The sequence below is a fragment of the Amycolatopsis sp. FBCC-B4732 genome (assembly GCF_023008405.1).
GTDB classification, from domain to species: Bacteria; Actinomycetota; Actinomycetes; order Mycobacteriales; family Pseudonocardiaceae; genus Amycolatopsis; species Amycolatopsis pretoriensis_A.
This window is the reverse complement of sequence record NZ_CP095376.1, coordinates 5783613-5797285: the sequence shown is the minus strand read 5'-3', so window position 1 is coordinate 5797285 and position 13673 is coordinate 5783613. Positions and strand designations below refer to the sequence as shown.

The window sequence follows — 13673 nt, the reverse complement described above, 5'->3', positions numbered from 1 at the left end:
CGCTGAGCTGCGGGTTCCCGCTCTAGGCTGCGCGCATGGACCTGGGATCGGACGCCGGTGCCGTCGCCCGGCGGCTGGAGCGGCGCAAAGACCTGCGCGACCTGCTGGCCGCGCAGGCCGTGGCGGTCTTCCTGTTGTTCGTGCTCGTCACGTCGATCTCGCTCGCGCCGGGCCCCGTCCTGTTCCCGGGCGAGCTGCCCGCCGAAGTCGCGGCGCTCGTCGGTGCGGCGACGCTGGCCGCCCTCGTCGGTACCCGGATCCTGGCCGACGACCGGCGCGACGACGCCGAGCTGGCGCGCCTGGGCCTCGGGAACTGGCTGCCGGAAGGGGATCGCGCCGAGTTCGAGGGCGACATCGCGGGGCTGCGGGCGCAGATCCGGCGTTCGGTGTTCACCGCCGCGGTCTGGTGCTGGGCACTGGCCGGCTGCGCGGCGCTCTACGGGGCGAACAGCGGTGGTGCGGAAGCGGAAACCGGCACCGAAGCACTCGCCACCGTCGTCGCCGTCGCGGACGCGCGGGTGGAGGTGGAATACCGCGTCGGCGGCGCGTCTCGCACCGCGAAGCTCACTCCGGAACCGGGCGACGCGTACGCGGTCGGCCAGGTGGTGTCCGTCGTTTACGAACCCGCCCGTCCGCAGGACGTCCGCTTCGCCGCCGAGCGGGCGGAAGGCGTCCCCGTCGTCGCGGTGCTGAGCCTGCTGGTGGCGGTCGGCTACGTCGTGCTGCGGACCACGGTGGTGCGGGCGTTGCACTGCCGCCGGCTGGACCGCGCGGTGCGGCGCACCGGCTGGTGCCGGGCCTCGGTGACCGTGGTCCCGGGCTCCGGAGCGCGCCGCCGGAACATGCCGGACTGCGAAGTCCGCTACCGCGACGGCTCGGTGCTCACGCTGAACGGGACCCAGAAGAGCCGCCACACCGGCGTGCTGGCCGAACGGCCGGGCCGTCTCGCGTGGATCGGCGGCTGGGGGTGCGACGTGGTCGTGCTGTTCCCGGCCGGGGCGGCCGGGGAGCGGCCGTACGCCATCCCGGCGTACGCGCCGGGCACGCGGCGGAGCTAGTCGATCTCGCCGGTGATGTAGCGCTGCACCGTCGGCGCCACCGCCGCCACCAGCGTCTCGACCTCCGCCGCCACCAGCGGCTCGAACTTCGCCACGTACCGGATCATGCCCATGCCGACCAGCTGGGACGCACAGAGCGCCGTGCGCAGCGGGATCCGGTCCGAGCCGATCGACGTGATCAGGCCGGTGAAGAAGTTCTGGAAGAAGGCCCGCAGGACCTGGCCGGCCTGCTCGTGGCCGGTGATGCTGCGGACCAGGGCCTGGAAGACGTCGCCGCCCGCGCCGTCCCAGCGGGTGAGGAAGGTGCGGACGATCCGTTCGCCGATCTCCTCGTCCGGGCCGCGGCGGATTTCTCCCTGCAGTTCCACCGGGTCGAACGGCAGCTGGAGCACGGCCTTCGCGAACAGGCCCTCCTTGCTGCCGAACCAGTGGTTGACCATCGCCGCGTCGACGCCGGCGCGGGTGGCGATCGCGCGCACCGTCGCGCCGTCGTAGCCGTTCTCGGCGAACACCGCCCGCGCGGCCTCGACCAGCGCCGTGCGGGTGTCCTGGCCGGCGGGCCGGCGGCCGCGGCGGCGGGCAGTAGTGTCGGGGTTGTCGGTGGTGCTCACGGCTCCATCATGACGCACGTCCCGGCGCAATTCAACATTCATTGAATTATGGCCCCGCCGTCGCCGGATCTGCCCGGGGCGGCACAATGAGCCCCATGGTCAGCGCTTCCGCCGGTTCGACCGGTCCCGGCTCGGTCAGCCCGTCCCGCGAGGACTTCCGCGCCCTCGCCGAGAGCCGCCGCGTGATCCCGGTCGTGCGCCGGGTCCTCGCCGACGGCGAGACGCCGATCGGGGTGTACCGCAAGCTCGCCGCCGACCGGCCGGGCACGTTCCTGTTCGAGTCGGCCGAAAACGGCGCCTCCTGGACGCGCTGGTCGTTCATCGGCGTCCGCAGCCCGGCCGCGCTGACCGTGCGTGCCGGGAAAGCGGTCTGGACCGGCACCCCGCCGGTCGGCCTGCCGTGCGAGGGCAACCCGCTCACCGTGCTGCGCGAAACGATCGAAGCGTTGCACACCGAACCCCTGCCCGGATTGCCGCCGCTGACCGGCGGCATGGTCGGCTACATCGGCTACGACGCCGTGCGCTGGCTGGAACGGCTGCCCGAGCTGGCCGAGCGCGACCTCGACATCCCCGAGCTGACCATGCTCCTGGCCACCGACCTCGCGGCGTTCGACCACCACGAGGGCACGGTCACGCTCATCGCGAACGCCGTCAACTGGGACGACTCGCCCGAGCGCGTGGACGCGGCCTACGACGACGCCGTCGCCCGGCTGAGCGCGATGACCGAGCAGCTGCAGGTGCCCGCGCCCGCGACCGTCGCCGCGTTCGACCGGCCCGCGCCGGAGTTCACCCGGAAGCGCTCCAAGGCGGACTTCCACGCCGCGGTCGAGAAGGCCGTCGAAGCGATCAAGGCCGGCGAAGCGTTCCAGATCGTGCCCTCGCAACGGTTCGAGATCCCGACCGCCGCCGACGCGCTCGACATCTACCGCGTGCTGCGGACGTCCAACCCGAGCCCGTACATGTACCTGCTGCGGCTGGAGGGCTTCGACATCGTCGGCTCCAGCCCCGAATCCCTGGTCACCGTGCGGGATGGCCGCGCGACCACGCACCCCATCGCGGGCACGCGCTGGCGCGGCGCCGATCCGGAAGAGGACGCGCAGCTGGCCAAGGACCTGCTGGCCGACGAGAAGGAGCGCGCCGAGCACCTGATGCTCGTCGACCTCGGCCGCAACGACCTCGGCAAGGTCTGCAAGCCGGGCACCGTCCGCGTCGTCGACTTCTTCCAGATCGAGCGCTACAGCCACGTCATGCACATCGTCTCGACCGTCACCGGCGAGCTGGCCGAGGGCAAGACGGCCTTCGACGCCGTCACCGCGTGCTTCCCGGCCGGGACGCTCTCGGGTGCCCCCAAGGTGCGCGCCATGCAGCTGATCGAGGAGCTGGAGCCGGTCCGCCGCGCGCTGTACGGCGGGGTCGTGGGCTACCTCGACTTCGCCGGCGACGCCGACACGGCGATCGCGATCCGCACCGCGCTGGTCAAGGACGGCATCGCGCACGTGCAGGCCGGCGGCGGGGTGGTCGCCGACTCGGTGGCGGACTACGAGGACACCGAATCGCTGAACAAGGCCAGGACCGTGCTCTCGGCGGTGGCCGCCGCGCAGACGATGGTGGCCGCGGGCACCCTCGACCCGGCCGCGGACTCCGCCCGTGTCTGAGCCCGCCGCGGCCAAGCCGTCCCGCCGTCCACTGTGGATGATCGTGACCGGGCTGCTGCTCGGCGCGCTCGCGCTGTGGGGCGCGTCACGGCTGACCTGGTTCGCCGAATTCCGCGACGGCGGCGTGCGCGGCACGGTGCTGTACCGCGAGACCGGCGAGCAGCAGGCGACGGCCCTGGTGCCGCTGGCCCTGCTCGCGCTGGCCGGGGTGGCCGGGGTCATCGCGACCGGCGGCTGGGCGCGGCGCGTGCTCGGCGTCGTGCTCGCGCTGGCCGGCCTGGCGGCGGTCTGGACCGGGATCGACGGCGTCCGCTTCGGCGGCTACGCCGACGGCCTGCCGGTGTCCCAGATGCTGATCGGGCGCGGGCTGGCCGTGCTGGGGGGAATTCTCGTCGCCGCCGGCGGGTTGGCAGCCGTCAAGGGCGCGGGCAAGGCGGCGCGGCTGGGTACCAAGTACGCGGCTCCGGCGACGCGGAAGAAGACCCGCGATCCGGACGCCGAGCTGTGGGAAGCGCTGTCGGAAGGGGAGGACCCGACGGACGTCCGCGGCAGGCATTCGGAGTAACGCACGCACCCGGAACCGAGCGCTCCAGATGCGGGGGTTAGCATCGTTTCGGCGGGAAGGGGAAGGTTTTTGTGAGCGACCTTGCGAGTGAATCCGTGAGCACGTGCCCGGGCGGGGGCGCCCGGTGAGCGTGCTCGAAGACATCGTCGCCGGCGTGCGGGAAGACCTCGCCGTGCGGGAATCCGCGCTGCCGTTCGACGAACTGAAGATCCGCGCGGCCGCCGCCCCGGCGCCCCGCGACGTGATGTCCGCGCTGCGTGAATCCGGCATCGGCGTGATCGCCGAGGTGAAGCGGCGCAGCCCCTCCAAGGGCGACCTGGCCGACATCCCCGACCCGGCCGCGCTGGCGAAGGACTACGAAGACGGCGGCGCGCGGGTGATCAGCGTGCTGACCGAGCAGCGCCGCTTCGGCGGGTCGCTGGCCGACCTCGACGCGGTCCGCGCCGCGGTGGACATCCCCATCCTGCGCAAGGACTTCATCGTCAGCCCGTACCAGGTGCACGAGGCCCGGCTGCACGGCGCCGACATGGTGCTGCTGATCGTCGCCGCGCTGGAGCAGAACGCGCTCGTCGCGCTGCTCGACCGCGTCGAGTCGCTCGGCATGACCGCGCTGGTGGAGATCCACAACGCCGAGGAGGCCGACAAGGCCCTCGAAGCGGGCGCCAAGGTCATCGGCGTCAACGCGCGCAACCTGCACACCCTCGAGGTGGACCGGGACGTCTTCTCGCGGCTGGCCCCCGGCCTGCCGATGGACGTCTACAAGGTCGCCGAGTCGGGTGTCCGCGGTCCGGGCGACCTGATGTCCTACGCCGGTCACGGCGCCGACGCGGTGCTGGTCGGCGAGGGTCTCGTCGCGTCCGGTGACCCGAAGGGTTCCCTGGTCAAGCTGGTCACCGCCGGATCGCACCCCGCCTGCCCGAGGCCGTCGCGGTGACGGAGCAGCACGACAAGCACGACCCGGACGAGCGGGGCTACTACGGCCCGTACGGCGGGCGGTTCATGCCGGAGGCGCTGATCGGCGTCGTCGACGAGGTCGCCACGGAGTACGAGAAGGCCCGGCACGACCCGGAGTTCCTGAACGAGTTCAACCGCCTGCTGAAGGACTACGCGGGCCGACCGTCGCTGCTCACCGAGGCCAAGCGCTTCGGCGAGCACGCCGGCGGCGCGCGGGTCTTCCTCAAGCGCGAAGACCTGAACCACACCGGCTCCCACAAGATCAACAACGTGCTGGGTCAGGCGCTGCTCACCAAGCGGATGGGCAAGAAGCGCGTCATCGCCGAAACCGGCGCCGGTCAGCACGGCGTCGCCACGGCGACCGCGTGCGCGCTGCTCGACCTCGACTGCGTCGTCTACATGGGCGAGGTCGACACCGAGCGCCAGGCGCTGAACGTGGCCCGCATGCGGCTGCTCGGCGCCGAGGTGATCCCGGTCAAGACCGGTTCGCGGACGCTGAAGGACGCGATCAACGAGGCGCTGCGCGACTGGGTCACCAACGCCGACACCACGCACTACCTGTTCGGCACGGCCGCCGGGCCGGCGCCGTTCCCGACGATGGTGCGCAACTTCCACCACGTCATCGGCACCGAGGCCCGCGAGCAGATCCTCGAGCAGGCCGGCCGCCTGCCCGACGTCGTCGCGGCGTGCGTCGGCGGCGGGTCGAACGCGATCGGCATCTTCTCCGGCTTCTACGACGACCCGTCCGTGCGGCTGGTCGGCCTGGAGCCGGGCGGCGAGGGCATCGAGGGCAACCGGCACGGGGCGACGCTCACGAAGGGCACTCCGGGCAACCTGCACGGCGCGATGACGTACCTGCTGCAGGACGAGGACGGCCAGACGGTCGAGTCGCACTCGATCTCGGCCGGGCTGGACTACCCGGGCGTCGGCCCGGAGCACGCGTGGCTGAAGGACACCGGCCGCGCGGAGTACCGCCCGGTCACCGACGCCGAGGCGATGGACGCGTTCAAGCTGCTCTCGCGCACCGAGGGCATCATCCCGGCGATCGAGTCGGCGCACGCGCTGGCCGGCGCGCTGGTGCTCGGCCGCGAGCTGGGGCCGGACGGGCTGATCGTGGTGAACCTCTCCGGTCGCGGCGACAAGGACATGGACACGGCGGCGAAGTGGTTCGGGCTGGTGAACGGATGAGCGGGCTGGACGACCTCTTCGCGACAACGCGCGCGGAGGGCCGGGCCGCGCTGGTCGGCTACCTCCCGGCGGGCTTCCCCACGGTGGCCGGGTCGAAGGACCTGATCGCGGCGTGCGTGGACGGCGGCGCGGACCTGATCGAGGTCGGCGTCCCGTACTCCGACCCGGTGATGGACGGCCCGACCATCCAAGCCGCCTCGGTGACGGCGCTGGACAACGGCTTCCGCCTCAAGCACGTCTTCGAGGTCGTCGAGTCGATCGCTTCCCGCGGCGGCCGCGCGGTCGTGATGACTTACTGGAACCCGGTCAACCGCTACGGCGTCGACCGCTTCGCCCGCGACCTCGCGGCGGCGGGCGGCCTCGGCCTGATCACGCCGGACCTGATCCCGGACGAAGCCTCGGCGTGGCTGACGGCGTCGGAGGAGCACGGCCTGGACCGCACGTTCCTGGTGGCGCCTTCGTCGTCGGAGGAGCGCCTCGCCCGCACGGCGGCGGCCTCGTCGGGCTTCATCTACGCGACCGCGGTGATGGGTGTGACCGGCGCGCGCGACCAGGTCGGCGCGGGTGCCGAGGAGCTGGTCCGCCGCACGCGGGCCCACACGTCGTTGCCGATCGGCGTGGGCCTGGGCGTCCGTTCGGGCGACCAGGCGGCCGAGGTGGCGTCGTTCGCGGACGCGGTGATCGTGGGCTCGGCCCTGGTCACGGCGGCGGCGGAAGGTCCTTCCGGGGTGCGTGCGCTGTCCGCCGAGCTGGCCGAAGGCGTGCGCCGGGCGGTCGCCACCGCTTGACCTGGAGTGCGCTCCAGGTGTCACGCTGGGTCGGTGACGTCCTACACCCCGGCTCAGGTGACCGAAAAGACCGGCTTCACCATCGACACCCTGCGGTACTACGAGCGCATCGGCCTGCTCCACCACGTCGGCCGCACGGCAGGCGGGCGGCGCGTGTTCACCGACCAGGATGTGGAGTTCCTGCAGCTCCTGCGCTGCCTGCGGTACACGGGCATGCCGGTGGCGGAGATGCTCCGGTTCGTGGAGCTGCTGCGCTCCGGCGAGGCGACCCGCGACGAGCGGGTGGAGGTCCTGCGCGAGCACGAACGGCGGGTGGCGGCGCAGATCTCGCGGTTGCAGGAGCACCAGGACCACATCCGGTTCAAGATCCGGCTGTACAGCGGGTCGGAGGAGCTGGCTGCCGCACCGGCGTGACGCCCTCACCTGTTCCAGAACTGTCGGTGGTGGTCCGCATACTCCTCGTGTGATGATCCACAACGCGTTCTTGACACCGCCACGACCGGACGGTTGGACAGTCGACGACGTCCTCGCTCTGCCCGAGGAGCAAACCCTGCTTCACCGGACCGACCTCGTTGACGGGGTACTCCTCGTGAGCCCGTGGCCGGGGCTGGAACACCAACGGCTTCTCGGGAAACTCCAATTCGCCTTGGGGCTCGCGCTGCCGGGCGGTACGGAGTTGCTGCCGGGCGTGAACGTACGCCTCGAAGGCCAGCGGCTGATGGTCCCGGACCTGGTGATCCTCAACCGTCCCGGGGCTGACACCGTCGCCTACGCGGCGAGTGATGTCCTGTTGGCAGCGGAAATCGTCTCGCCATCGACCAAGGTGCAGGACCGGATTCTCAAGCGCGCGATCTACGCCGAGGCGCTGATCCCGTTCTACCTCCTGGTCGAGCCGCAAGAACCGGTCGGTGCCACCCTTTTCGAGCTCCAAGGCGGCGAGTACGAGCTCATCGCCAAGAGCGAGAACGGCGAACTCCACCTCACCCGCCCCTTCGAGGCCACCCTCCGCCTCTGACGGGCTTTGTACGAAAGCTGTACGCCGCCGCGGGAGAGTCCGCGCCATGGACTTCGACTTAGGACACCTCCCGCGACGCACGTTCCTCCGCGGCGTCGCGGGTGTCGCTGCCGCGGGAGCAGCCGGGCTCGCGATACCCCGTGCAGCGGAAGCAGCGACCGAACCGCGGGTCTACAGCTGTGCCGAGTGGGGTGCGCGGCCGCCCGCCGATGCCCTCACCACGCTCGACCATCCCGCGAACCGCATCCTCATCCACCACATCGCGAGCGCCAACAGCACCGACTACTCCCGCGCCCACGCCTTCCAGGTCGCCCGCGACGACCAGCACGACCACATGGACAACAACGGCTGGTCCGACACCGGCCAGCACTTCACCGTCAGCCGCGGCGGGTACCGGCTCGAAGGGCGGCACGGCAGTCTCGACGCCCTGCGCGGCCGCACCACCATGATCCAGGGCGCGCACTGCCCCGGGCAGAACACCAACGCCATCGGCATCGAAAACGAAGGCACCTACACCAGCGTCGAGCCACCCGAAGCGCAGTGGGCGGCGCTCGTCGTCTTCTGCGCCCACGTCTGCCGCCAGTACGGCATCCCCGTGGACGAAATCAAAGGCCACCGCGACTTCTACAACACCGAGTGCCCCGGCGACCGCCTCTACGCCAAGCTGCCGCAGCTGCGGGACGAGGTGAAAGCCTCAATGTAGGTACCGCATCACCGCGCACAGCTCCTCCGGCGGCAGCGAACCGAGCCGGTCGATTTCGCCGCGGCGGACGTCCATCAGCGTCGTCGCCAGCTCCGGGCCGAACGCCGACGTCAGCACCGAATCCGCTTCGAACGCCGTCACCGCGTCCGCCAGCGACGTCGGCAGGCGCGTCGCCGACGGGAGCGTTCCCGGATCGACGTCCACCGGTTCCGGCAGTGACGCCGACGCCGAAACGCCCGCCAGTCCCGCGAACAGCAGCGCCGCCACCACCAGGTACGGGTTCGCCGTCAGGTCGAAGCACTTGACCTCGAAGTTCGCCGTCCGCTCGCGCTGGCCGGCCGGGCCCTGCACCAGCCGCAGCGGTGCCTCGCGATTCTCCAGGCCCCACGCGCTGAACACACCCGCCCAGTGGTGCGGCTCCAGCCTCAGGTAGCTCACCACCGAGGGCGCGCCGATCGCCAGCAGCGCCGGCAGCCGGGAGAGGATCCCGGCGCCGAACGCCTCCGCCGTCTGCGTCAGCCCGAAGGGACCGTCGCCGCCGGAGCACAGGTTGCGGTCGCCGTCCCAGACGCTCAGGTGGACGTGGCCGCCGTTGCCGACGCCGCCCGGTGCGAACTTCGGTGTGAACGAGGCCCGCAGCCCGTGCTGCCCGCTGACCGCCCGGATCGTCTCCCGCGTCAGCACCGCGACGTCGGCCGCGCGCACGGGGTCGTCCGCCGCCACCGACAGCTCGAACTGCCCCGCCGCGTATTCCGGGTGGATCTGTTCCACCGCAACGCCTTGCGCGGACAACGCCGACACGAGCGCGCGCAGGTAGCCCGCCTGCGAGGACAGCCGCGCGTAGCCGTAGGCCGGGCCCGCGGTGGCCGAGCGCGGGTCGTCCGGCGCGTCGGCCGCGGTGATCACCCATTCGAGCTCGAACGCCGTCCGTGCCCGGTAACCGTGCGAGGCCAGCTCGGTCGTCGCGGCCGCGGCCAGCGCCCGCGCGTCCTGCGGGTGCGGCTCGCCCTCGGTGTCGTACTTCCGGACCGGCGCCCACGCCCAGCCCGGCTGCGCCGCCAGCGGCACCAGCGCGTCGAGGTCCGGGTGCAGCCGCAGGTCGCCGACCGGGCCGCGCGAGTACGTGCCGCCCACGATGTCGTCGGTGGCCAGGAAGAAGTCGAACGAGTTCGACGCGCCGACGCCCCACGCCGCCGCCGACCACAGCCGGTCCACCGGGACGGCCTTGACCCGGGCGATGCCGCTGTTGTCCACGAAGGTCAGCGCGACCAGCTCCACGCCGGCCGCGCGCAGGCCGTCGGCCCGGATCGCGCCCTGCTGCGCGAGTTCTGCCCGATCGAGCTGGCTCATCCCGCTCCCGTCGTTGTTCACTGTTCGTCTTGAGAAACGAGGTGGAGATCGTGTCAGACACCGTCGAAACCCGTCCAGGGCTGCGCCGCACCCTCTCCGTCTGGCAGGCCGTCGGCCTGTCCGTGGCGTTGATGGCGCCCAGCATGGCCGCGAACATCAACCCCCAGCAGACCGCGGCCGCCGCCGGCCGCGCCGTCCCCCTCGCCTTCCTGCTTTCCGCGGTCGGCGTGCTGCTGGTCGCGTACGGCTTCGTCAAGCTCTGCCGCCACTACCAGCACGCCGGTTCGGTGTACGCCTTCGTCGGCGCCACCCTCGGCCCGCGCGCCGGCGTCGTCTCCGGCATCGGCCTGCTCGGCACGTACACGTTCTACGCCGTCGTCACGAGCTCGGCCGCGGGCACGCTCGGCACGGCTTTCCTGACGCAGACGGGGATCTGGCCCGATCCGCCGTCCTGGGGCCCGTTCGTGCTCACGGCCGTCGCGCTCGCCGGCGCCTGGCTGCTGGCGGTGCTGCCCGCCCGCCGCGGCACGAGCACGCTGCTCGCCGTGGAAGGTGCGACGATCGCGGTGATCCTGCTGGTCACGGTGGTGATCCTGGTGCGCCTGCTGGCCGGGAACGCCCCCGGCGGCGCCCGGTTCACCCTGGACGTCTTCGTGCCGGAAACCGGCCTGTCCGGCGTCTTCCTCGGCGCGGTGTTCGGCTTCCTGTCCTTCGCCGGCTTCGAGGCCGCGGCCACGCTCGGCGAGGAGACGCACGACCCGAAGCGGAACATCCCGCGCGCGATCCTCGGCACCGCGATCTTCGGCGGCGGCTACTTCGTCGTGGTCACCGCCGTCGAGATGATGGCGTTCGGCACCGACGCGGCCGCGTTCCACGACTCGCCGTCCCTGCTCGGCGACCTCGGCAGCCGCTACGCCGGTGCCTGGGTCGGCGACGTGATCAGCGTCGGCGCCGCGATCAGCGCGTTCGGCTGCTGCCTCGCCTGCGTGGTCGGCGGTTCGCGGCTCCTGTACGCCTTGGGGCGGGACGCCGTCGGCGGACGCGGCATCGGCCGGACGTCGAGCCGCGGCACGCCGGTGGTCGCCGTCGGCGCGGTGACCGGCGCGGCGGCGCTGATCACCCTGGTGTGCGCGCTGGCCTTCGGCGCCACCGCGGCGGACACCTTCGCCTGGTCGGGCTCGATCGGGACGCTGATCCTGCTGGTGACCTACCTGCTCACGACGGTCGGCGCGATCCTGCTGCTGTTCGTGAAGCGCCGCATGCGCGTGCCGGGGTGGCACCTGGTGTTCCCGCTCGGCGCGCTCGCCGTCCTCGGGTACACCGTCTACGTCAACGTGGTGCCTTACCCGGCCGGGGGACCGGCGCGCTGGTTCCCGGTGGCCGCGGCGGCCGTGCTGGTGCTCGCGGTGATCTTGGTGCTGTCGGCGCCCGCCTACGCTCGTAGGGTGGGGGAAAGGCTGACCACCGTGGACGGAGGCGCATGACCGACCTGCTCCCGTTCGTCGCGGACCTGCCGCTGGTGGACCACCACTGCCACGGCCTCGTCACCCGGGACGTGACCCGCGCGGACTTCGAAGGGATGCTGACCGAGGCCGACGCGCGCTCGCCGCTCGGCACGAGCCTGTTCGACTCGCTGATCGGGCTGGCCGTGCGCGAACGCTGTGCGCCCGTCCTCGACCTGCCGAAGCACGTGGACGCCGACGCCTACCTCGAACGCCGCGCCGAACTGGGCGCGGCCGAGGTGGCGCGGCGGTTCCTGCGCGCCACCGGCACCACCGGCTTCCTCCTGGACGGCGGATTCCTGCCGGAGCCGGTGACCACGACACCGGAGTTCGCCGCGCTCGCGGGCACCCGTGCGCACGACGTCGTCCGGCTGGAACAGGTCGCCGAGGCCGTCATCGGCGGGACCACCGCCGAAGGGTTCGCCGCCGCCTTCGCCGACGAGCTGGGGAAACGCGCGAAGACCGCCGTCGGGCTCAAGTCGATCGCCGCCTACCGCGTCGGCCTCGAACTGGCGGGGGAGCGGCCGTCGCCCTCGGAGGTGGCGGCCGCGGCGGGACGCTGGCTGCGCGGCGGGAACCCGCGCCTGGCCGACGAGGTGCTGCACCGGCACCTCGTGTTCACCGGCCTCGACCTGGGCCTGCCGGTGCAGTTCCACGTCGGCTACGGCGACTCCGACGTCGACCTGCACCGCTGCGACCCGCTCCTGCTCACCGGGCTGCTGCGGGCCACCCGCGACCTCGGCGTGCCGATCCTGCTGCTGCACAACTACCCCTTCCACCGGGGCGCCGCGTATCTGGCGCAGGTCTTCGAGCACGTGTTCGTGGACGCCGGGCTCATCACGCACAACGCGGGGTTCCGGGCGCCGGCGATCCTGGCCGAGCTGCTGGAGGTCGCGCCGTTCGGGAAGGTCCTCTTCTCGACCGACGCGTTCGGCCTGGCCGAGCTGTACCACCTGGGCACGGCCCTGTTCCGGCGAGGTCTGTCCGACTTCGTGCGTGCCGCGCTCGACGCGGACGCGGTGTCCGAAGTGGACGCCGTGCGGCTGTGTGCTTTGGTGGGGCACGAGAACGCGCAGAGGATCTACCGCTTGGAGCACGTGTGAGTGACCTGTGGGCCCGGTGGACGCGGGCGATCGCCGACGAACTGCCCGCCGCCGTCGAGCTGCGGCACGCGGTGCACGCCGACCCGCGCGGTTCCGGCGACGAAGAGGACACCGCCCGCCTGGTCGCCGAGGCGCTCGGCGCCGGGGACGGGATCCGCGTCGCCAAGACCGGCCGCGCCATCCCGCTGCCCGGCGGCGACGGCCCGGCGGTGGCGCTGCGGGCCGAGCTCGACGCCCTCCCGGTGCTGGAGGGCACCCGCGTGCCGTGGGCGTCGGGCAACGAGCTGATGCACGCGTGCGGCCACGACGTCCACCTCGCCGCGCTGGTCGCCGTCGGCCGCGCGGCGGTGCGCGCCGGCGTGCCGCGGCCGATCCTGGCGCTGCTGCAGCCGCGCGAGGAGACGTCGCCGCCCGGCGCGGTCGACATCGTCGAGTCCGGGGTGCTGGCCGAGCACGGCGTGGACGCGGTGATCGGCGCGCACGTCCAGCCGCGGATCGCGCACGGCGTCGTCGCCGCGGTGCCCGGCCCGGTGAACGCGTCCACCGACGAGTTCGAGGTGACCCTGCACGGCCAGGGCGGCCACGCCGGCTACCCGCACCTGTTGCGCGATCCGATCCTGGCGCTGTCGCAGCTGGTCGTGAGCCTGCAGCAGCTCGCGTCGCGCCGGATCGACCCGGTGTTCGGCGCGGTCTGCTCGGTCGGCCGGATCCAGGCGGGCGCGGCGGCCAACGTCGTCCCGAACAGCGCGACCGCGTTCGGCTCGCTGCGCCTGATGCGCGAGAAGGACCGAGACCGCGCGCTGGAGGCGCTCGCCGACATCGTGCACGGCACCGCGCGGGCGCACGGCTGCACGGCCGAGCTGGAGATCAGCCCGTGCGAGCCGGTGCTGGACAACGACGCCGCGCTGGCGACCGGAGCCCAGCGCTGGCTGAGCCACGCGGGCTTCGCCGTCGACGACCAGTTCCGGTCCTTCGGCGCCGACGATTTCGCCCACTACTGCGGCGGCGCGACCCGCGGGCTGATGCTCTTCGTCGGCCTCGGCGACACCGCGGGCGTGCCCAGCCTGCACGACGAACGCTTCCTCCCGCGCGACGAAGCCGTCACCCACGTCGCGCACGCGCTGGTGGCGGGCTACCTGGCCGCCTTGGATGGTCCGGGCCGGTAGCGCTACGGTGGCCGC

General features: G+C 72.5%; 14 protein-coding genes. 12 read left to right on the top strand and 2 right to left on the bottom strand.

The annotated features are described in order from the left end of the window. Window positions 1-35: 35 nt before the first annotated feature. The gene (locus MUY14_RS25010; RefSeq protein ID WP_247012396.1) at window positions 36-1058 is read left to right on the top strand and encodes a hypothetical protein; all 1023 of its coding nucleotides are present in this window, start codon (window positions 36-38) and stop codon (window positions 1056-1058) included. Here the strand turns inward: MUY14_RS25010 and MUY14_RS25005 are convergent. Beyond that, on the bottom strand, window positions 1055-1669 hold the full coding sequence (locus MUY14_RS25005; protein ID WP_247012394.1) for a TetR/AcrR family transcriptional regulator: 615 nt from the start codon (window positions 1667-1669) through the stop codon (window positions 1055-1057). The genes MUY14_RS25010 and MUY14_RS25005 overlap by 4 nt on opposite strands. 95 nt (window positions 1670-1764) lie before the next feature. Between MUY14_RS25005 and MUY14_RS25000 the strand changes: the two genes are divergently transcribed. The 8 genes from MUY14_RS25000 (at window position 1765) to MUY14_RS24965 (ending at window position 8537) form a co-directional block, all read left to right on the top strand. After that, window positions 1765-3324: an anthranilate synthase component I gene (locus MUY14_RS25000; RefSeq protein WP_247012391.1), complete on the top strand. Its 1560-nt coding sequence runs from the start codon at window positions 1765-1767 to the stop codon at window positions 3322-3324. Window positions 3325-3361: 37 nt separating this feature from the next. Continuing rightward, the gene (locus MUY14_RS24995; RefSeq protein WP_247025232.1) at window positions 3362-3889 is read left to right on the top strand and encodes a Trp biosynthesis-associated membrane protein; all 528 of its coding nucleotides are present in this window, start codon (window positions 3362-3364) and stop codon (window positions 3887-3889) included. 124 nt (window positions 3890-4013) lie between these two features. Then, a complete protein-coding gene (gene trpC, locus MUY14_RS24990) occupies window positions 4014-4823 on the top strand; it encodes an indole-3-glycerol phosphate synthase TrpC (RefSeq protein WP_247012389.1) in 810 nt (269 codons plus the stop codon). Beyond that, window positions 4820-6031 carry a tryptophan synthase subunit beta gene (gene trpB / locus MUY14_RS24985; protein WP_247012387.1) on the top strand — a complete coding sequence of 404 codons (1212 nt, stop codon included), beginning with the start codon at window positions 4820-4822 and terminating at the stop codon, window positions 6029-6031. Before trpC ends, trpB begins: the two co-directional genes overlap by 4 nt. Continuing rightward, window positions 6028-6819 (top strand): tryptophan synthase subunit alpha, encoded by a 792-nt coding sequence (gene trpA, locus MUY14_RS24980; protein WP_247012385.1) that lies wholly within the window; start codon window positions 6028-6030, stop codon window positions 6817-6819. The genes trpB and trpA overlap by 4 nt, the downstream gene beginning before the upstream one ends. Window positions 6820-6852: 33 nt before the next feature. After that, window positions 6853-7233, top strand: a complete 381-nt coding sequence (locus MUY14_RS24975; protein ID WP_247012383.1) for a MerR family transcriptional regulator — start codon at window positions 6853-6855, stop codon at window positions 7231-7233. Between the two features lie 52 nt (window positions 7234-7285). Beyond that, window positions 7286-7834, top strand: coding sequence for a Uma2 family endonuclease (locus MUY14_RS24970; RefSeq protein WP_247025231.1), 549 nt, complete (start codon window positions 7286-7288; stop codon window positions 7832-7834). A 46-nt stretch (window positions 7835-7880) separates the two neighbouring features. Next, on the top strand, window positions 7881-8537 hold the full coding sequence (locus tag MUY14_RS24965; RefSeq protein WP_247012381.1) for a peptidoglycan recognition family protein: 657 nt from the start codon (window positions 7881-7883) through the stop codon (window positions 8535-8537). On the opposite strand, the gene MUY14_RS24960 is transcribed toward MUY14_RS24965, so the two are convergent. Next, window positions 8529-9887 carry a glutamine synthetase family protein gene (locus MUY14_RS24960; protein WP_247012378.1) on the bottom strand — a complete coding sequence of 453 codons (1359 nt, stop codon included), beginning with the start codon at window positions 9885-9887 and terminating at the stop codon, window positions 8529-8531. The genes MUY14_RS24965 and MUY14_RS24960 overlap by 9 nt on opposite strands. Before the next feature lie 50 nt (window positions 9888-9937). Between MUY14_RS24960 and MUY14_RS24955 the strand changes: the two genes are divergently transcribed. From MUY14_RS24955 to MUY14_RS24945, 3 genes are read left to right on the top strand one after another with little or no spacing between them, the layout of a single operon-like run. Beyond that, window positions 9938-11371: an APC family permease gene (locus tag MUY14_RS24955; protein ID WP_247012376.1), complete on the top strand. Its 1434-nt coding sequence runs from the start codon at window positions 9938-9940 to the stop codon at window positions 11369-11371. Next, entirely contained in the window at window positions 11368-12492 is a 1125-nt protein-coding gene (locus tag MUY14_RS24950) for an amidohydrolase family protein (protein ID WP_247012374.1), read from the top strand. Before MUY14_RS24955 ends, MUY14_RS24950 begins: the two co-directional genes overlap by 4 nt. Beyond that, window positions 12489-13658 (top strand): M20 family metallopeptidase, encoded by a 1170-nt coding sequence (locus MUY14_RS24945; RefSeq protein ID WP_247012371.1) that lies wholly within the window; start codon window positions 12489-12491, stop codon window positions 13656-13658. Before MUY14_RS24950 ends, MUY14_RS24945 begins: the two co-directional genes overlap by 4 nt. Window positions 13659-13673: the final 15 nt, after the last annotated feature.